Origin of the sequence: Ancylothrix sp. D3o, assembly GCF_025370775.1 — a bacterium.
In the GTDB taxonomy this organism is placed as follows: domain Bacteria; phylum Cyanobacteriota; class Cyanobacteriia; order Cyanobacteriales; family Oscillatoriaceae; genus Ancylothrix.
This window is the reverse complement of the sequence record NZ_JAMXEX010000014.1, coordinates 116,379-135,629: the sequence shown is the minus strand read 5'-3', so window position 1 is coordinate 135,629 and position 19,251 is coordinate 116,379. Positions and strand designations below refer to the sequence as shown.

At 42.6% G+C, this 19,251-nt stretch carries 19 protein-coding genes and 1 pseudogene; 7 read left to right on the top strand and 13 right to left on the bottom strand.

Going from position 1 to position 19,251, the window contains the following annotated elements; translation table 11 throughout:
* The first annotated feature begins 136 nt into the window (after nt 1-136).
* Entirely contained in the window at nt 137-295 is a 159-nt protein-coding gene (locus tag NG798_RS20555) for a hypothetical protein (RefSeq protein ID WP_261225574.1), read from the top strand.
* On the opposite strand, the gene NG798_RS20550 is transcribed toward NG798_RS20555, so the two are convergent.
* The 3 genes from NG798_RS20550 to NG798_RS20540 form a co-directional block, all read right to left on the bottom strand.
* On the bottom strand, nt 287-940 hold the full coding sequence (locus NG798_RS20550; RefSeq protein WP_261225573.1) for a hypothetical protein: 654 nt from the start codon (nt 938-940) through the stop codon (nt 287-289). The two genes, NG798_RS20555 and NG798_RS20550, sit on opposite strands and share 9 nt — an antisense overlap.
* 299 nt (nt 941-1,239) lie before the next feature.
* Complete coding sequence (locus tag NG798_RS20545) at nt 1,240-1,683, bottom strand: DUF4231 domain-containing protein (RefSeq protein WP_261225572.1); 444 nt, start codon at nt 1,681-1,683, stop codon at nt 1,240-1,242.
* Between the two features lie 276 nt (nt 1,684-1,959).
* A complete protein-coding gene (locus NG798_RS20540; RefSeq protein ID WP_261225571.1) occupies nt 1,960-2,685 on the bottom strand; it encodes a hypothetical protein in 726 nt (241 codons plus the stop codon).
* Nucleotides 2,686-3,226: 541 nt separating this feature from the next.
* On the opposite strand from NG798_RS20540, the gene NG798_RS20535 reads away from it, so the two are divergent.
* Nucleotides 3,227-3,418 (top strand): hypothetical protein, encoded by a 192-nt coding sequence (locus NG798_RS20535; protein ID WP_261225570.1) that lies wholly within the window; start codon nt 3,227-3,229, stop codon nt 3,416-3,418.
* Between the two features lie 591 nt (nt 3,419-4,009).
* On the opposite strand, the gene NG798_RS20530 is transcribed toward NG798_RS20535, so the two are convergent.
* The gene (locus tag NG798_RS20530) at nt 4,010-5,071 is read right to left on the bottom strand and encodes an NAD(P)-dependent alcohol dehydrogenase (RefSeq protein ID WP_261225569.1); all 1,062 of its coding nucleotides are present in this window, start codon (nt 5,069-5,071) and stop codon (nt 4,010-4,012) included.
* A gap of 447 nt (nt 5,072-5,518) precedes the next feature.
* On the opposite strand from NG798_RS20530, the gene NG798_RS20525 reads away from it, so the two are divergent.
* Nucleotides 5,519-5,839, top strand: coding sequence for a carotenoid oxygenase family protein (locus tag NG798_RS20525; RefSeq protein WP_261225568.1), 321 nt, complete (start codon nt 5,519-5,521; stop codon nt 5,837-5,839).
* A 165-nt stretch (nt 5,840-6,004) separates the two neighbouring features.
* Here the strand turns inward: NG798_RS20525 and NG798_RS20520 are convergent, their stop codons facing one another.
* Together NG798_RS20520 and NG798_RS20515 are read right to left on the bottom strand one after the other, a co-directional pair.
* Entirely contained in the window at nt 6,005-7,093 is a 1,089-nt protein-coding gene (locus NG798_RS20520) for a phosphotransacetylase family protein (RefSeq protein WP_261225567.1), read from the bottom strand.
* Nucleotides 7,094-7,202: 109 nt separating this feature from the next.
* Nucleotides 7,203-7,538 carry a hypothetical protein gene (locus NG798_RS20515; RefSeq protein ID WP_261225566.1) on the bottom strand — a complete coding sequence of 112 codons (336 nt, stop codon included), beginning with the start codon at nt 7,536-7,538 and terminating at the stop codon, nt 7,203-7,205.
* Between the two features lie 646 nt (nt 7,539-8,184).
* Between NG798_RS20515 and NG798_RS20510 the strand changes: the two are divergent.
* Nucleotides 8,185-8,906, top strand: a pseudogene (locus NG798_RS20510) (IS1 family transposase).
* A gap of 337 nt (nt 8,907-9,243) precedes the next feature.
* On the opposite strand, the gene NG798_RS20505 reads toward NG798_RS20510, so the two are convergent.
* From NG798_RS20505 to NG798_RS20490, 4 genes are all read right to left on the bottom strand, one after another.
* Nucleotides 9,244-11,550 carry a nitric-oxide reductase large subunit gene (locus NG798_RS20505; RefSeq protein WP_261225565.1) on the bottom strand — a complete coding sequence of 769 codons (2,307 nt, stop codon included), beginning with the start codon at nt 11,548-11,550 and terminating at the stop codon, nt 9,244-9,246.
* Between the two features lie 399 nt (nt 11,551-11,949).
* Nucleotides 11,950-12,300 (bottom strand): cupin domain-containing protein, encoded by a 351-nt coding sequence (locus tag NG798_RS20500; protein ID WP_261225564.1) that lies wholly within the window; start codon nt 12,298-12,300, stop codon nt 11,950-11,952.
* A gap of 31 nt (nt 12,301-12,331) precedes the next feature.
* The gene (locus tag NG798_RS20495) at nt 12,332-13,108 is read right to left on the bottom strand and encodes a cyclopropane-fatty-acyl-phospholipid synthase family protein (protein WP_261225563.1); all 777 of its coding nucleotides are present in this window, start codon (nt 13,106-13,108) and stop codon (nt 12,332-12,334) included.
* Nucleotides 13,109-13,280: 172 nt separating this feature from the next.
* Nucleotides 13,281-14,930: an NB-ARC domain-containing protein gene (locus NG798_RS20490; RefSeq protein ID WP_261225562.1), complete on the bottom strand. Its 1,650-nt coding sequence runs from the start codon at nt 14,928-14,930 to the stop codon at nt 13,281-13,283.
* 217 nt (nt 14,931-15,147) lie between these two features.
* Here NG798_RS20490 and NG798_RS20485 point away from each other — a divergent pair, with 217 nt between their 5' ends.
* Nucleotides 15,148-15,606 carry a CHAP domain-containing protein gene (locus tag NG798_RS20485; RefSeq protein WP_261225561.1) on the top strand — a complete coding sequence of 153 codons (459 nt, stop codon included), beginning with the start codon at nt 15,148-15,150 and terminating at the stop codon, nt 15,604-15,606.
* 72 nt (nt 15,607-15,678) lie between these two features.
* Nucleotides 15,679-16,113 carry a YjfA family protein gene (locus tag NG798_RS20480; RefSeq protein WP_261225560.1) on the top strand — a complete coding sequence of 145 codons (435 nt, stop codon included), beginning with the start codon at nt 15,679-15,681 and terminating at the stop codon, nt 16,111-16,113.
* A 184-nt stretch (nt 16,114-16,297) separates the two neighbouring features.
* Here the strand turns inward: NG798_RS20480 and NG798_RS20475 are convergent, their stop codons facing one another.
* The 3 genes from NG798_RS20475 to NG798_RS20465 all read right to left on the bottom strand — a co-directional run bounded on the left by NG798_RS20475 (nt 16,298) and on the right by NG798_RS20465 (nt 18,632).
* The gene (locus NG798_RS20475; protein WP_261225559.1) at nt 16,298-16,933 is read right to left on the bottom strand and encodes a Uma2 family endonuclease; all 636 of its coding nucleotides are present in this window, start codon (nt 16,931-16,933) and stop codon (nt 16,298-16,300) included.
* Between the two features lie 176 nt (nt 16,934-17,109).
* Nucleotides 17,110-17,745: a Uma2 family endonuclease gene (locus tag NG798_RS20470; RefSeq protein WP_261225558.1), complete on the bottom strand. Its 636-nt coding sequence runs from the start codon at nt 17,743-17,745 to the stop codon at nt 17,110-17,112.
* Nucleotides 17,746-17,849: 104 nt separating this feature from the next.
* Nucleotides 17,850-18,632, bottom strand: coding sequence for a Uma2 family endonuclease (locus tag NG798_RS20465; protein ID WP_261225557.1), 783 nt, complete (start codon nt 18,630-18,632; stop codon nt 17,850-17,852).
* A 247-nt stretch (nt 18,633-18,879) separates the two neighbouring features.
* On the opposite strand from NG798_RS20465, the gene NG798_RS20460 reads away from it, so the two are divergent.
* Nucleotides 18,880-19,188 (top strand): hypothetical protein, encoded by a 309-nt coding sequence (locus tag NG798_RS20460; RefSeq protein WP_261225556.1) that lies wholly within the window; start codon nt 18,880-18,882, stop codon nt 19,186-19,188.
* The last annotated feature ends 63 nt before the right edge of the window (nt 19,189-19,251 follow it).

Here is a 19,251-nt window from a genome sequence, read left to right as displayed (position 1 = left end):
TCTCGACTGGAGAGTGTTATATTTTTCTCCCTGCGTTAACTTCTGTTCCAGAAATCAGTGCTTGGTTTGAACTTTTTATTGCCCTTTAACTTTCTGTTAATTTCGATGTTTCACTGAAATTTATTTATAGACAACCATGCACCCAACCAAACTCGAATTAACAGACGAAATCATTAAACAGATAAGCACCCTCGACATATATTGTCTTGATTTGATTAAGAAGGTAGTAGAGGCGGAAATCGTCATCAAATCTGATTGCTCAAACTCTGACAATTTGTTTGATGACCTAGAGTAAGCGCCGGTTGAAAACTCGACTTCTGGGAGAATCAATTTGCCCACCGGCACCCGTCAAGCAAACTTTTATTCTTGTTGGGGATTTTTTCAAACCGCCTTTTACTTTTTGTTTTCCATCAGTTGTTGGTGCGCCTTTGCCAACCAGTGCTAACCCAGCCGCTTGTGTAAGGGTACCAAAGGTTTCTGCTACTCCCAAGCCGCCAACGGAAAAAGCTTGCATAGTGTTTAGCATATAGCTACCAGAGAGAACCAGTGCTACCGCCGTCAGAGCCTCCCATAGCCAATCCCAGCGATCCCAGGGATGAATTTCTTTAGGATCTTCAAAAAACCACCACCAAGCTGTATCGGGGGGGTGTAAGCTTTTACGCCATTCATCGAGTTTGCCGGCCTTTGCGATTATCACTTGGTGTTTTTTTAAATGTTCATCAAGCTCAATAATGAAGGCTAGGGTTTGGGTGTTTGTTGATAGACCGGCACTGAGTATTTCGGCGACTGCATCGCGTGCGATTAAAACTTCTAGCACTTGCTCAGGAGAGGGCAATGTTTTGGAAGCGGAGAGCATTTCTATTTTTTCCAACACTAGAGCATAGCGATCAACGGTGCTATTTAGCGTTTGATTGTTGTGTGTTGCCTGCGAAATCGTCATATAGATGGCCCTGCGGATCGAGGATATTTGCGAAATTTCAGCAAAAAGTAATAGGTGTGTGGATAGTTTTGCTGATAGTAACTACCGTTTTAAAAGATTAGTGATTATTTACGAAAAATGCTTTCTTATTCATATTTTTAGCTTTTATCCTTTATGTACAAATAATTTGAATAAAATCAAGAATAATAGCAAATGCTATAAGAAAAGATTCTTAAAATAATATGCTATATTGAGATTGGAAGCCGGAAGTATCTCTGATTGTAGTAAATTGGATGCTGGGTGGAAAGGAAGTAGAAGTTTTAAATGCTAAGAACTTTCTCCTGCTCAATGAAAGCAAAGTATGAGCGATTAAGATAGATAGGGTTCTGGGCGAGAATAACATATTGATGGATCGAATGTAAGAATTGCCAGCCTTCGCCGTAATGAAAGAATTCTTCGACGGCGGCGCTAATGGCGACGGCTTGGCTGAGTCCGAAGGTGAGCCAGACAAGGGATTCTCTGAGTTTGCTGTCGTTAATATTGAGGCTGACTAAGGCGGGGATGATGACACCGCCAACGATTGTCATCATGCGGAGCCGGTAGTACCAAGTTTGAGAATATTTTGCCCGACTGGAAAGCCAGGTTAGCTGATCTAACCATCGGGATTTCATAAACCGCTTTTGCACGTCGTTCAACTCAAGAATATCGATCATTTCGCTCATTTCTTGCTTGAACCGGCTGCTAGAGGAAGTCTTTTTTTTCATTATTTTTCCTGTTGAATTCTTTAATAATGTTTATCTTTTGGCTGGGGCCGGCGCAGCGGTTTAACTAATAGTGAAAAGTTGGAATGAGCGGAGCTTGCGGTAGGAAGTGTTTTTTTTCTGAAGGAAACCGGCCTGGTTTTTAATAGCCATAATTATTAGGTCTATTGAGTTTTAATAGTATTGGCTGATTGCGAATTCGTCACTACCGCTAACTAGGACAAAAACTAAATTGTTGCCTTGGAAGTTAAACCGGCCGGTGATGTTGAAGCGGTCTTTTTATGAGGAAAGCATTTTTTGAAGGGTGGCGGCAAGGGAGGCTGAACCATCGAGGAGGTTGATTGATTTGATGTTGCCGGTTTTGACTAAGTTTTTGGCACGAATGTCTGTGTCTTCGCCGCGCAAGGCGGCTGCGAGTTGGTCGGCGGTGCGTCCGGTGCCGTCGAGGGTGATGACGGGCCGGCCTACGTTGAGGCTTTCTGTTACATCTTTGTAGGTGATTTCGCCGCCGTTGACTACGAGGGTAAGGGAAGGGGAGGAGGAGGCTAAAAGGCTTGCTACACGGGCAATGTAGGGGGATTCATCGCCGTAGTGGGTGCCGGGAACCAGGAGAAAATGGGTGTGGTGGGGTTCAAGGGGGGTTCCCGGTTGGCCGGGTTGGAGGGCGACTTTGGCGGCGGGGGCAATGCCGATGAGGGGGAATGTGGCAGAGTTTTGGGCGCGAGCGTAACCGATTAATTGCATAACTCCGGCATCGGTGCCTCCGTCTATAATGGTGGCTTTTTGGGCTTCGACAATGGGGGCGATGACTTCCACAAATTGTGAGCGCAGGCGTTCCATATCGGTTTCGCTGATGCCTTTGGCTCCGCCGACGAGGACGAGGACGGGCTTTGAAGGTTTAAGGCCAAGTTTTGTTAGGGCTGTATTGAGGTTGTTGGGGTCGTGTATTTCTATGGTTTTGGCGGTATGTTCGGTGATGAAGGTTTTTTCGGTGGGTGTTTCCATAGGGAGGTTTTGGGGGTTTAGTTTTATCTATTTAGTCATATTTATTAAGCGTTATCAATTAAGGAATGAAAAATAAATAAATTGATGACTTATCGGTTCTAATGGAAAAAGTACGTTTTTGGCAAATTTCCCCAAAACCGAGATAAACTCACAACGGATTTTTCTACTTAACTATCCTAATTTACTTTTAAATCCATGTTTTATTCTAGTTCAATTGAGTCATAAATGAAAAAAAAATTATAAATTATTATCAGAAAACGATAAAAGAAGGTATGCAGCTTTCTTAAGCTAAAAAATTAGGATGGGGTGGAATTAGCTATATAATGCAACTTTTGGGAGGCAGTCGAAATACTATCGTCAAGGGAATAGAAGATGCACGAAAAAATGGACAACCAGACACTCAATAGTTCCAGAATCAGAAAGATTCGTAGGGGTAAGAAAAAGTATTTTGTCTACTCAAAGCGGCATTGATGTAGCATTTTTAGAAGTTTTCAAATAACACGCTGCCGGAGACCCAATTAATAAGTTAATCAGGACAAATTTGACGCATAAAGAAATAGCTTCTGGACTACGAGCAGCAGGTTTTACCATTAGTATCCCCTTAGTTGCCAAATTATTAAAAAAGCATGGATATGTGAAAAAGAAAGCCCAAAAAAAGCCAACAATAAAAACTACTAAAAATCGGGATCATCAATTTAAAAACATTGGTAGACTTAAGGTAAAATATAGATAAGAAGACAATTTTATTATTACTTTTGATACCAAAAAGAAAGAAACTTTAGAAAATTTGTATCGGCCAGAAACTCTTTATCCAAAGGAATCTGTGTTCCGTAACTTTTAATTTCATAGGTTGATTTTTTGCTAATTTTATTAAATTTGATTATACCATTTACTCAGTCAAACTGTAAATTTTTCAAGAGCCAATTATCCTGGCCGGCAGAAGAACCGCGCATTTCCTATCGACATTAGCCTCTGATATAAGCCACCAGTTTTAACCAGTGTCTTCGAGCGATGTCAAATACCGGCCATAGAGGAAGAAATAGTAATCTTTGGTTCGTTTTGCACGCCTTCATAACCCCATTCCATTGAGCGACGGAGTGAGACAAAACAAGTAGTTTTGTTTGCCATTATGATGCCCATTCTTGCCAAGTTTGTGGCGGGCGCAATCAGCACAGCCCATAAGAACTTGCCTTTGCTTTACCTCCGCTCTACGATGCAACGCCTAAAAAAGCATTAAAAACATGGAATTTAGACAAATCTAAAGTTTGTCCAAATCCCCACAATCAAACTCAAACCCAGGATTACATAGTTAATCAAAACCTGGTTATTGAGATTTCAGAGAAGCCATGTCAATAGAGAAGCGGTACTTCACATCCGATTTAAGCAGTCGTTCGTAGGCTTCGTTAACCTTCTGGATGGGAATAACTTCGACATCAGCAGTGATATTATGTTCGCCACAAAAGTCGAGCATCTCCTGGGTTTCAGCAATGCCGCCAATGATAGAGCCAGAGAGACTGCGCCGGCCCATGATTAGGCTGAATGCTGCGACTTCCAGAGGCTTCTCCGGTGCACCGACCAGAGTAATATTGCCGTCGCGGTGCAGCAGGTTGAGGTAGGCGTTGATGTCGTGCTTGGCGGAGACGGTATCAAGGATGAAATCGAAGCTGCCAACGTGCTTCTGCATCTCCTCAGCATTGCGAGAAACCACCACTTCATCGGCACCGAGGCGGAGTGCGTCTTCCTTTTTGCCGGGCGAGGTAGTGAAAACGACAACGTGGGCCCCGAACGCATGGGCAAACTTCACACCCATGTGACCCAGCCCACCTAAACCGACTACACCAACTTTTTTGCCCTCGCTAACGCCCCAGTGGCGCAGGGGCGAGTACGTTGTAATTCCAGCACAGAGGAGCGGCGCCACCCCGGCGAGATTGAGATTGTCGGGAACGCGCAGAACAAAGCTTTCATCAACAACAATGCTATCAGAGTAGCCCCCGTATGTGACGGGAGCAGTCTTGTGCTTGTCTGGGGAGTTGTAAGTGAAGATTACATTTTGGCAAAACTGCTCAAAGCCAGCTTTGCAATGGGGGCAAGTACGGTCTGAATCAACCATGCAGCCAACCCCCACGAGATCCCCTGCCTTGTATTTTGTTACTGCCGAACCGACCTGAGTAACACGCCCGACAATCTCATGGCCGGGGACTATTGGGTAGGTAGTAGATACGAAATCGCTCCACTCATTACGCACCGAATGGACATCAGAGTGGCAGATACCGCAGAAAAGAATCTCAATCTGTACATCGTGTTCGGTTGGATCGCGTCGCTGAACTGTGCTGTAGGACAGTGGCGATGTTGCACCGGCAGCGGAGTAGGCTTTTGTTTTATACATGAATCGATGCTCCTATTAATTTGCTTTTTGAAAACGGGATTGTTTGTTGCTGACCTTGCCTTTTAACAGTCGGTTATTGGCTTCAGCTTTTCAGGATACCGAGCGTCTTTCCCTGTGATCTTAGGTGCTGCGTTATCAATACACCCCAATCTTTAGGTGTAAGTTTAATGGAGGTTAGGCTTTATTTTTTAAACCAACAATAAGCGCCATTTGTTTACAGACATTCCAAGCAAACGCTTTTAAGAACCGGCCAAACAAATTCCTTATTTCCGCCATACCAGGCTTAAATAATCCGTCCCCCAGTCATCCAATATCTGAGCCAAAGATTGAGCATAGTCCCAGGGTTCAGAAGCAAACAACCGCATCATTAGGCATCCCCACTCAATATCCTCATCCGAATAGGTCGGTGGTGCCGGTGGAGATACCGATGGTGCCCCGGTGGTGCCGATGGAGCTTGATTTTTGGCCATCTCTTCCAACACTTCTGGTAGGTAGATTTGAGCAAAGAACCGTACAGTTTCATCTAATTGTGGGGGTGTTAATTCTCTCTAGTATTCTAAGATTCCAGGTTAACCCAGAAACTAAAAAACCGACGCTTTACGGAAGCATTGCAAGATTTGACCACCAAACCGGCATCCTCACAGAAGCCAACCTTCCAGAAAACTCATATCCAACCGAACCCATCTATGCAGCCGATGCAGAAAACCCAGAGAAAGGATGGATATTAACAGTGGTGTTTAATGGGCTAGAAAATAGCAGTGAAGTGTGAGTTTTTGAGGTGTCGAGGCTGAATGACGAGCCGGTGTGCCGGTTGGGTTTGCCTGGGGTGGTGCCGATGGGTTTTCATTGATGTTGGAGATAACTTTGTTTTAAAGACAGAAAAAGGCAGAGGACGCAGAGAAAAATACCTATGTGTCCTCTGTCAGAGCAAAAATTACCGTGCCGGTAGAGCAGTTTCTAGTCCAAGCAACGCCACCAGCCGGTCTGTGTCAAAATGTTCGCCCATGAGTTGAATCATGTAATGAACTTTGATCGGTTCTTGGAGGCGGACTTGACCTAGAGCTTGTTCGATGATTTCTACAGTGGTGAGAGTGTCGAGATCAACGGAGAGGATGGGTACTTCGAGTTCTTCGGCGCGCGTGAGTACCATTTGTGTTGGGGCAATGTGGCCGGTGAGAATAAGACATTGAGTGTTGCTTTCGAGGGCTGCCATTTGAATGTCTGATCGGTCGCCGCCGGTGACTACTGCCATATTCCGACGTTCAGAAAAATATTTAATGGCTGCATTAACATTCATTGCCCCAATTGTCAAGCTTTCTACCATTAAATCTAAACGGTCAGGCCGACACAAAACTTCAGCCTTTAGTCTGTGGGCTAGTTCATGGACGCTGGCACTTCGCAGTAAACCGCTTCGAGGGAGGATGCCCAAGACGGGGACTCCGCGAGATTCGAGAAAGGGTTTTGCGACTGTTTGGGCAGTTTCTACTTGATCTGGGGGGATGTCGTTGAGGAAGACTCCTAGTAGACGTTTGCCTAATCGTTGTTTGGCTGCTAAAACCACGCCGGTAGTGAGGGCTGATTTAAAGCGAGCGACTAAAAGCACCGGCGCTTCGAGGACTTCTGAAATTTCGACGAGGGACAAGTTCAAGAGAATGCCTTCATCGAGGGTGCTTCCGCCTTCAAGGAGTACCAAAGTGTGATCGGTGAGTTGAATGCTTTGTTTGAGAGTTTGAGAGTAGCAGGTGGTGTCTTCGTTGTGAAGGCGTTTTGATATAGTGGCTTCATCTAAAAAGGCTAAAGGAGAGATGAGCCGGTTCTCTGGTAGGTCTAAAGTTTTGGAGATGAAGCGCACGTCTTCATCAACGCCATTTTCTTTCTGGCTGAGGCAAGTTCCCAGGGGTTTACCGTAGGCAATTTCTATGCCTTTGGAGTGTAGATGATGGGCGATACCTACAATGGTGGCCGATTTGCCACTGTAAGCCTCTGTTGAGCCAATTAGCAGACATTTAGCGGATTTCGCCACATTTGCACTCCTTATTTCATCTACGTTTTTAATTTTTTTTGTTTCATCTTTTAGTCTAGCGGTTTTATCCCCCAATTAAAAAACGAGCCTTAATTGGCCCGCTAACTTTTTACTCTTCCTGTACCCCGCAAACTTCCGACACCAGCGCTCGGAACAAATGCCGGCACGCAATGCGAGCAAGGTTTGACCTAATCAATCGAATTGGCACGCCGTTTGATTTCTTAAAGTCGTAAATTTCCCCTAAATGCTGGCAGATTGGTTTGATGGTGGGGTTGCCGTCTAAATCTGTTGTTGTAATCAACCGGCTACCTTGTGGGCGACTTCTAACCGGCTCAATTCTGACATAAATCCCCTGCCAAAAAGCCTTTGGGCAAAGGCTGCTACCATGAATGATGCTACGTTCCTCCTTGTCCCCAGAAGCCTTTTCACTGGGTGATTCTCCCATAGCTTTTTGAAATCTTCTCAGTCAGAGGTGCTTTTTAGTTTTATTAAGCGACCGGCGCCCTTTACGCTCGACAATTTCAGGCTTACCATCTTTCAAAAAATTTTCAATTGGGAAGGCAACCGACAAAACAATAGGCTGAGTCTTTTTAGGGAAAGCAAAACTGTCCAGCACCTTTGAGTAAGGTTTAAAGCGCGGGTCTATCCTGTAGAGATAATACCATTTTTTAAAAGATGTGATAGAGATAAAAAATGTAAAATCCAAGACCAGCCGGTGAGGAAACCAATTACACGAGAAGTGTTGGATACCAAAATTTCTTGGACTTTTATGCGGATCTCATCAAGATTACTAAGGAATGAAAAATAAATAAATTGATGACTTATCGGTTATAATGAAAAAAGTGCGTTTATTGCTGCAATTTTCCCAAAAACCGAGATAAACTCACAACGGATTTGGTAGTGATAAATATGTAGTGAATTTTAATTACAGTAATTGAATACATAGAATAATTTTATAACTCCCACAATCAAACTTTTGGATTCTAATATTTCTTTACGCGCTGGAATGGAAATTGAATTACAGTTATGCTATCATAAGTAACTCTTGCTAAAATCCTTGGGATCTGCCAATATTAGTTTAGTCATATAATATGCTACCCTCACGACCAAATTGCCCTGATTGTGGTTCAAATCACATAGTGAAAAATGGTAGAATTCATAATAAAAAACCAAAATCCAAATGTCAAAGTTGCGGTCGCCAATTTGTCGAAAATCCGACCAACAAAGTAATTAGCTCACAAACAATCATATTTAATCGAGCGACTTCTTTTGGAGAAGATTTCTTTGGCTGGTATAGCCAGAACTACGGATGTTTCTCAAAAATGTATCAAGATTAGGTAAATAATAAATATGCCTCAATCGAACGCACAGTAAAGGTCCAACCTAAAAAAAAGTCAGATTGAATGTTGAATGTGATGAACTGTGGTCATTTGTAGATTGCAAAGATCAGGAGCAATGGGTGTGGTTAGCAATGGATAGAGAGACCAGAGAAATTATTGGTGTTTATATTGGTGTTCGTAGCGAAGAAGGAGCCAAACAATTATGGAATTCTCTACCTGCTGTATATCGACAATGTGCTGTTTGCTATACAGATTTTTGGGCTGCATATGCTTGTATTTTTCCAATCCCTCGCCATCAGCCAGTTGGGAAAGACAGTGGAAAAACTAATCACATTGAAAGATTTAATAATACTTTGCGCCAACGTGTTTCACGTCTAGGAAGAAAAACTCTTTCATTTTCTAAAAAGTTAGAAAACCCTATTGGTGCTATTTGGTATTTTATCCATCATTACAACTATGTTTTGAGCCAATAAATATTTAATCACTACATATTTATTACTACCAGGATTTTTAAAGGTTGGGTATTTTGATGGGTATTTGCGGTAAAGTTTCGTTGGAATCCTACAAAGGTGGGGGTTGCTTTCTCATGTCACAATGCAGCAAGAGTTAGACGATATTTTTGGCAGAAAAGTTGATTTAATAGTACGCGAAGCAATAGAATCTAGCCCTAACGGGATAAGGCGTTCTGAAATTTTGAAGACAGCAAGGGTGATTTATGCCCATTACCCTGCTATTTCCTTGCAAAAAAAACCCGCTATTGGCGGGCTTGTTTTTAGATCAAATCTTCGTGAGTAACTATCTGTTTTGGTGTTATTCCACCGGCTTTAATTCTGCTTGTTTTGAGGTTTGAACGGGAAAGCGAAAGATTGCAACAATCGCATTTACCGTAAAGAAAAACATCGCTACACCACCAATTGCAAACAAAATATCCCCCGGAATACGCAGCCAAACTGTCCAACGCATCCAAGGACTGCTAATCACTTCGGCACTGCGAGCATACCATGTGCCATGATTAATTGAAATCGCTAGTTGATAGAAACCATTGGGAATTAATCCAAAAATTAACATCCCAATTAAACCGCCATTTATACACCAGAAGGAAAAGTTTAATAGCTTTTCATTCCAGGCTTTTTCTGGCACAAATTCCCGCAGCGAAAACAACATCAATGCCAAGGCTAAACAGCCATAAACTCCAAATAAAGCTGAGTGGGCGTGAATGGGTGTGGTGTTTAAACCTTGGGAATAATAGAGAACAATGGGGGGATTAATCAAGAAGCCAAAAATACCGGCCCCGATTAAATTCCAAAAACAAGTAGCCATGAAAAATCGCAACGGCCAACGATAAAATCCTTCGGCTTCTTGGGAGAGTTTTAAGGTCTTGAGAACTTCAAACCCAATCAATGTTAATGGCACCACTTCTAAAGCCGAAAATACTGAGCCTATGGCTGCAATAAATGTGGGCGTACCGGAAAAATAAAGGTGGTGCAATGTGCCAATGACTCCGCTACCTAAATACAAAATTGTTGTTAGGTATGTGGCGCGTAAAGCTGAGGATTTTTTCAGGAAACCGAGTTCACTACACAAATAGGCAATGACAACGGTGGCGAATACTTCAAAAAAGCCTTCTACCCAAAGGTGAATTACCCACCAGCGCCAATATTCGGCAATGCTTAAGGGGGTGTGGTTGGTGTAGGCTAAACCAATGGAATAAAAGAGGGGAATTGTTATCGCGCTGTAGAGGAAAAAGTGACTTAAACCGGTGGGATTTTTTTCTTTGACGAGGGCCGGTTTAAAGGCACGATACATTAACCACAGCCAAAAAGTCATGGCGATAATTAGCAAGATTTGCCAAACTCGCCCTAATTCGATGTATTCATAGCCTTGGTGTCCCCACAAAAAGCTGTTTTTGATGTCTAAAACGCCGGTAATTGCTTCCCAGGTTCCAATCATTGAACCAACAACAACGACGGTTAAAGCAATGAGCAAAACGCTATTGCCAAGGGCTTGATTTTTTGGTTCAAAGTTGCCAAAACGAGGGGCAAAATATAAGCCTGCTGCTAACCAACAAGTTGCTATCCAAAAAATTCCTAATTGTAGGTGCCATGTCCGAGATGCGGCGTAGGGTAAGAAGTTTATGATCGGTATTCCATAAAATCCTTCGCCTTCTACGGCATAGTGGGCTGTAAACATTCCCATGAGAATTTGCACTAAAAATAGTGCCATTGCTACGCCAAAAAATAGGGAGGTTACTTTTTGGCTGGGGGTAGGAATTCTCACTGCTGGACGGGCGGGGACTGGTTGTATGTCGTCGGGATCTTCTTGGGTTAGGTAAACAAACAAAAAGATGCCGGTACCGCCAATTAAAATGATGACGGAGACAATTGACCAGATAATAAATTGACCGGGGGGTTGGTTGCCAATTAAGTCATCATGGGGCCAGTTTGCGGTATAGGAAAAGGGTGCATTTGGCCGGTTGGCTACGGCTGCCCATGCTGTCCATACAAAGAAGCCGGTGACGTTACGAACTTGGGTTTCGTCTTTGAACCAACCTCGCGGGATTGAGTGAATTGATGACCCATAAGTTAGCAGGGTGTTGTATTGATCGAAGACTTGTTTTAAGCCTTCGGTTTGGGCTTCGGTAAGCAGCAATTCGTGGGTTTTTGGGTCGTATCTATTGGTTTTAAATTGTTCGCTTACTTGGGCTTGTAGGCTGGCTCTTTGGGGGGCCGGTAAGGCTTCTAAATCTTGCTGTGTAAAGTTGGGGTTGTTGTTATATAAAACTCCGGCTGTTGCTAATCCCCAATGGTGCAATACGGCTGCTGTCCAGTCGGGTGCAAGATAGCTTCCGTGTCCCCAAATACTACCAATATGCTGTCCGCCGCGTGCGAGATAGGTTTCTTGACCGGCTTGTATTTCTTGTTTCGTCAAGACGATTTCTTGGGCTGGAGAACGCATCGTTTCCGGCACCGGCGGCGCGTTTTTCCAAATGGCTGCACCGGCTATCAGCAAGACTGTAAATGCCACGATACAAATTAATACTAACCACACCGGCAAACTTAGTTGTCGCCTTCTCGATGGGCTGGCTGTGCCGGTGTCAATAACTGTGGTATTTGCCATTGGCAAACCTCCTTAATTTATGGCTCTCGTCTTTACATTTTGTTAAATTGTTGCGAATTTGACTGCATGATTTGCAGCCCCATCAACTTATTAGTAGCTATTTCAAAAGCTTTTGTGTGGCTTTTCAACATTTCTTAAGATTTTATTCATTTTTGGCTGATAAAATTTTCAGTTTTGTGTTAAAAATGCTGAGGTTGGTAAGATTTTTTTTAGGACAATAAAAGCTACCGAGGCGCTTTTTTTGGCCGGTAGCTATGGGGTAAATTTTTTTATAGGTAGTTGGTAGCTGTCGATTTGAGAAATGCTTAGCTAAACCCCCTATAAAAGTTAATTCAATAAAATTGCCTAAAATTTTTCCAAACAAGGAAGATTTGCATGGGTATTTTCCAGCAGAAATAGCTACGAATTAACAGCGGGTGTGTTGTCAGAAAGCGTGAGCAAGAATGCTAGGTTTTCTTGGGCTTTGAGGGCGTGGGGGGCGTGGGCCGGCATGAAGATAAAAACACCGGGTTCTAGGGCGATTTCTTGGCCTTCTAAGGTGAATATTCCTCGGCCTTCTATGACGTGGACTGTGGCATTTCGGGCGGCGGTATGTTCAGAAATATCGGTGCCGGCGGCTAGGCAAAATAGGGTGTATTGGCAGTTAGAGGTTTTGGCAATTACTTTGCTTAATACTCCGCCTGTGGGATATTCTATTTGTTCGTTTAAGTTGAGAGTTAATGAACCGGATTCTAGGGTTTTAGCAGTCATGGTTAACTCCTTTGAAAATTTGATAAAAACTTTATTCAGCAACGGCACATAAGACAATGTAGCCTAAATCGTTTTGATACTTTTTGAAAACGCGCCGCATCGTGAGAACTCGTTTGCGGATAACTGGTTTTGTTAGGACGTTCCACACAATTTTTAGGGTGGGTAAGATGCCTTCGTCTTTGATGTTTTGAGGAAGATTTAGTAAGGCGATGGGGCCGGTTTTATGTTGTTCTACTTTGAGGCCGGTTTGTTCATAAAGTGCCCTCCAGTTGTTTTCAGAAATCGGCGTGGTGTTGGTGTGGGCGAGGGGCCCTAATTCTTGGCGGATTTCTTCTTCGTGGTTTTGGGCGAGCAGTTCGTGGGAAAGAAATTTGCCTCCGGGTTTTAAACAATTGCGAATTTGTTCTAATATTTTGGCTTTTCCGGGTGCTGATTGCATTGATAATATTGCTTCGGCAAAAACCCAGTCAAATTTCTGGTTTAGGGCGTCTAAATCAAAGATGTCTCCTTCGATGATTTGCACTTGATTTTGTAAGCCGGCTGCTTGTATATTTGCTCTGGCTCTGGCGACGCTTTCGGGGTTTTTTTCTACTCCTACAACCTGTACATTAAAGCGTTGTGCTAGGGCGATGGCACTATATCCAAAACTAGAGGCTAATTCTAATACGGTGTCACCGGCTTTGAAATCTGCCCAGCGGAATAATTGTTCGGTGCCGGTGCGTCCGCCTGGTCTTAAAATTGTTTTGCCGGCGGCGGCGAGCACTTGATGACCACCGGCTTTTTCTAAGTTCACCGTTGGGTTATTCATTGCCAACTCCTAACGTTTGTTTGATATATTTCTAGGGTGGCAGATATTTTTGGGATTGTCTTTGATTTAAGTCAAGTTTTTAGGGAAAGGGGCCGGTTTTTTTGAAGAGGTTGCCGGTAAAGTCGTTCTCAGTCAATTATCAATTTTTGTAACAAATAAAATAAAGCAATCTCTACAACTCTGGTGGAGTTCCGCAAAGCATTTGCTGGGTTTGTTCATCCCTAGCGATTCTTTGGGGAGTTTTTGTTAATAAATAAGTCCAGTTTTGATCGAATTCATAACCCCAACTGCTCAAATACTCATAGATTCTTGATATTATTTGTGCGGCTTCTTGGCAATTTTGTGCTTGATAAGCGTGATAATGGGCGTGGATGAGGGGTTTAATATCTTCTATTGTTTGCCATTCGGTTTCTGGTTTGAGAGGAAGGTTTAAAAAGTAATGGTAAGCGCAGCGGTGTGCTGTGCGGAGATTTTCTGGATTTTGAGATAATATTTGATAAGCTTTTTCTTGGATGAGGGGAGGAAGCCGGTAGGATTCTTGTTTTGGATAATAATAAAGTAGTTGCCGACGCTTGAGGGCACGGAGGATGTTTTCTTTGAGTTCATAACGGCTAATTTCTGGCATTTGAGCGATAATGCCGGTGTAATTTAGAGGGTATTCTGAGGTTTGATAAACGGAAATTCGACTGAGGCAAGTTAACTCTATTTCACTCAGCCGGTGGATAATTTGATCAAGGAAATTTTCTATTTCTTGAATGAGTAACCAGTCTCTATTTTGTAAAAACTTGGCGATGTTTCCGTGATATTCGTCATCATCTCTAATTAAGCCGGCGATGAGTTGTAAGGCTTTTGGGTGTCCTTGATAGCGTTGGGTTAATTGTGTGAGTTCTTCTGGGGTTGCTGTTAGGTTAAAAGTTTGCAATAACTTAACACCAGCCTCTTCTTCGAGTCCATTTAATACGATTTCACGGGTAACAATTGGAGGCAATTCTGCCAAGCTTTCCTGACTGGTGAATAAAATTTTGCTTTGATGTTCGGTTTCTAAGAGTTGTTTAAATAACCAGGCGTATTCTGTGGAGGTTTGGGAAAAGTAGCCGGCGGTTTGGGGGTGGCCGGTTTTCAGGAGTATTTCGACGCTATCGAATACTATTAAGCAAGGTTTTTTTTGAATAATTTTTATGAGTTTTTCGGTTTTTTGGTAATAGTCATTGTCTGGGATGTCGCTTGTTGTGACTTCGCCATTGGAGAGGGAAAAAAGGAGGGAATTAATGATGCGGTTAAATGGGGGAGGTTGATGGGTGCCGGTTTGTAAAGTTTGCCATGCTGCTGCTAGGAATGGGGTGTTTTCTGTGTGGAGTTGGCGGATAATTTGACTGGCGAGGGTGGTTTTGCCGGTGCCGGGTAATCCCACAATTGAAAGGCCGGTGATTGTTGAATTTAGTATGTATGTTTTTAGGGTTTCGAGTTGTTTTGTGCGGTTTACCCAGTTTCTCACGGGGGGTAAGTTTTCTGGCAGTGGGAAGCCGGTGTTTTTTTCACAAACTACAGGTAAATCTGCGATGGCGGCGGCTAAAAGTGGTTCGGTTTGTTGGATGTCTTTACGCTCAATAATATCTTCCCAGTTATTAATTCCTACAGCTTTGCAAATATCAATAAATGTTTCGCGTCGAATTGGCTTTTTTGCCCAAAATCTTTTTAAGGTTGCTTTTGAAGTGAGGGCGGCTTGACACCAAAGTTCATCTGCTTTGTTCCAACCGGGGTTTCTTCTGGCTAGATTGACGATTTTTAGACCTTCTTCGGATGCTCTTAGTAAGCCGGCCATTTTTTTCCCATACCATATTTGTAATCAAGTTGAATTATAGCTCAGGTTGCAGAGCCGAACAATGAGCTAATTGAGATAAATGAGCCAAAAAGTGCGCTTTGAGTAGACAGATGAGCCTTTTTTGTTGAGCCAAATGGTGAGCCGTAAAAGCTTTATGTATAGTTGACTGTATCAAATAAAAAGTTTTATAAGATAATTAACTCCTTAGATAGATGCTATGAAGAAATTGTGCTTTGGTTCAATTGCGGTGCTACTTGGAAGCATAGCCAGCATTCAGTTATTCACGCCAAGTAGTAGCCTTGCTCAGGGCAAATGTCAGTGTACAAATTATGTGGCAAATCGTTTCAATTTAACAGGTTTTCCTGATGCAGCAGACTGGAATGATGGTTTTTTGCAAAAGAGGGGATTCATTCAATTAGACAGTCCTAAGCCAGGTGCAATTGTAGTCATGGAACGGTCTTTTCGTGGGGCTGATAGCAGCTTCGGCCATGTTGGAATAGTAGAAGAAGTTAAAGCTGATAATACCATAACTGTACGAGGAGCTAATCAGTATATGGGGAGTCCGTTTTTTAGCGAAAAAGGGTGTTCCAATGTTCGAGTTACTCCTTTTGGAACAAGTGTTAAAGGCCGTAGCGATATATCTTTTTGGTCTTTGAACTTTGGCGTACAGCTTTAATAAGTTTAGCGAAAAATAGAGGCTCAGCCTTTAAAGCTTTCCAGAAAATTACATTTGACACGGAGAAGAATTATGTCGCTCAAAGGTTCAAAATTTGCTGGTTTAGGTGGTACGGTTGCTGTTTTAACAGCTATGTTGACTATATTTTTGGCTTCGGTGCCGGTGGTTCAAGCGCAAGATGGGCAAGATCCAGTTACACGAGGATGTAACCAAGATTCAGAAACGTTGACAAGAACATCAGGGGGAAATTATACAACTCGACGTCAGGAACGACGGGAAATTATCGTTGAACTGCGGAAATCAGAAAACTGTAAAGCAAATTGGGTTAAAGCAGATGTTCCAGTGAATACTGTTTTGTATCTCAAGAATGAACAAGGACGCACTTATAACGAGTACAAAACTGAAATAGACGGATGGAGTTATGGAGATATGATGAACTATCGGCAAAAATTCCGAGCTTGCGCTAGGTTTTCTGATGGTAAAGAAGTCTGTACAAGCCTCGTATAAATAAATTAGACATCTTGAAAAAATTAGCGAAGGTTGCTAGTCGCATCACTTACTCAGGTGATGCGCTTTTTATATTGTGATAACCAACAAAACTTACCTACGTCGAGGCAAGAAACCGGCTTTCTTTGTGGCTTTTTAATTGAAGTTCAAGATGTTGCAGAGAAACCTCTTCTTTCCCATCTATTTATTCAATTTGACTTTTCACCCACCGGCGAAATGCTTTAATCATCGATGTCTCTCCCACCTCTTTTTGCATTTCCAAAAAGCGTATAACCTCCACCGGCCTTAAAAATGGAAATTTTGGAGACACTTCACACTCTACATATTCTTCCCCCTGCAATTGATAAAACACTAGCCGCGACTCGTCATAACGCCAAACCTCGGACACCCCCAAAGCTGCATACAATTCCATACGGTTAATCGAACTGCTTGTAATATCAATTTCAATCACTAAATCTGGCGGTGGATCTTGATTAAAATTGATTTGCTCTACATTGCGGACAACTGACTCATTGTCAATATAATAGCACTGATCCGGTTCTAAACCCCTCTCCAAATCCTCACGCCGGCAAGTTAAAGAACCCAAGCTGCGAATTTCAATATCTAATTCCTCAGTGACAGTTTCCACAAAACGCCCTAAAATTTTCTTGCTGCTTTCGTGCGGTGCTAAAGGTGTCATAATTTCTAAAGTTCCTCGATCATAAGTCAAGCGAACTCCTGGCTGTTCTGCTAAATCTTTTAACAAAGATTCATAAGTCTGCCAGCTAATATTTTTTAGTACCACTCCCTGAGCCGGTTTTTCAATTAAAGTGGCTGTCATAATTTCCCTGCGCTTTCTCAAATTAGATGAGATTATAACAAAATTTATAGGTTTCTTGTAGCTAATCTAAAAAAAGCCGATCAAACAAACCGGCTTTCTTAATATTACCCAATTTCATCAGGGTTAATTCCCATCTTCCGCAAACGTTCTGCCTGGCAATATTCTTGGCCATTTTCCTATTCAATTTGACTTTTCACCCACCGGCGAAATAACCGCAACAATGCCTTTTCTTTTGTCGTTTTCCTCAAGTCCAAAAACCGCATAATCTCAGTTTGCGGCAAAAAAGGAAAAGTCCGAGAAACATCCGCCTCTACATATCCATTTTCTTCTAATTGATAAATTATTAAACGAGTACCGTCATATCGCCACACTTCCGGCACCCCTAAACTTGCATACAATGTCAGCCGGTCAATAGAACTGCTTGTTATATCTATCTCTATCGCTAAATCTGGCGGTGGATCTTGATTAAAATCAATTTGTTCTTTATTCCAAACAAGATCCTCATTTTTGATATAAAAACATTTATCTGGTTCTAAACCCCGCGCTAAGTCTTCCCGTTTACAAGTCAGGGAACCCAAGCTGCAAATTTCTTGATTTAATTCATCCGTTACAACTTCTACAAAATTCCCTAACAGTTCGCTGTACTTTTCGTGCGGTGCTAAAGGTGTCATAATTTCTAAAGTTCCTCGGTCATAAGTCAAGCGAACTCCTGGCTGTTCTGCTAAATCTTGTAACAAAGATTCATAAGTCTGCCAGCTAATATTTTTTAGCACCACTCCCTGAGCCGGTTTTTCTATTAAAGTGGCTGTCATAATTTCCCTGCGCTTTCTCAAATTAAATGAAATTATAACAAAATTGATAGGTTTCTTGTTGCTGAGCAAAAAAAAGCCGATCAAACAAATCGGCTTTCTTAATATTACCCAATTTCATCAGGGTTAATTCCCATCTGCCGCAAACGTTCTGCTAAAAGTTGCGACCGGCGCCGTTCTTCTTGTAAAGAATTTTCGGCCTCCTCAGCGCGTTGGCGTTCTGTTTCAGCGCGTTGGCGTTCTGTTTCAGCGCGTTGGCGTTCTGTTTCAGCGCGTTGGCGTTCTGCTTCTGTTCGCTGCTGTTCTTCTTCTAATAATTGGCAGGTTTCAACATAAGAAAAAAACTGATTGCCATCTGGACGAAAAATATCTAATTTTTCAGTTGACAACTCAAAACGAATCCCCATTCTTGGACTCACCCAACCGGCAATCGAAGCAATTACCTGCAAACCATCCTCATCTCGCAACCACCCGCGAAGTTGGTTATTTTCAGGATTATAAATGTAATACTCCTCAACTCCATAACGCTCATAAAACAACAACTTCCTGTCCATTTCATCCAGAGAATTACTCGGAGACAAAATTTCAAAAACTACCTGCGGCGCAACTCCTCCTTCATTCCATTGTTGATAAGAACCTCGTTTTCCTTTTTGCCGGCCAAATGCCACGAACACATCAGGCGCATTGACAATATTCTGTTTTCCTTGCACCGGATACCAAAACAAATCTGCCGCTACAAACACATTCGGATCATCCGCATATAACCATTCCAAATTTTGCTCGATTACAACTATCCAGCGGAATTGTTCGGTATTATTTGCCATTGGTTGTCCATCAGATTCGGGATAAATAATTTCTGAATTTGTGAGCGATTCAAGTTGAGAAACCATAAACTCACCGCAATTTTATTGAGCAATGTTTAAATTTTAGTGTATTTATCAGCCATCAACCGGCCTGCCTTTCTTATCACCAGCATAAAACAGCATACTCAAACAAGCCGGCCAACCGCCAGATTAAAAACTCCGAAAAATTGTAAAGGCATATTACAATACGCTTGAAAAATCTTTATAAAACAGCCAACCCCAAATTCCCGGCTTAAACTAGAACTTTAAAAGAATCCATGATGAGAGGGACAATATGAAAAACGACAATGGATACCGTTTAGTCTGCACGCTCACTTTTGGAGATATCTACGGTCAAATCATCATTTGGTTAATCGTCATATTCCTCAGCCTCGCGTCTGCTCTTGCGCTGTGGAGCACCACCCGCCAAATTTACGCCCTAGCAACCGTTGGACTCATCCTCGTCCTTTCCCTGCCCTTTTTACTGTTTGCCTTCGTTACCACCCTGCTTAATCATATCCAATTTGAGCCGGTCGAAACCGCCACAGTCCCTGAGCCGGTGGGCAACGTCTCCAGCCAGCAAACTCTACAAGCGACAAGCTGATTTTGTCATTTGTCATTTGTCATTTGTCAACAGTTGCGATGCCTGAGTGGCGCATCTGGGACA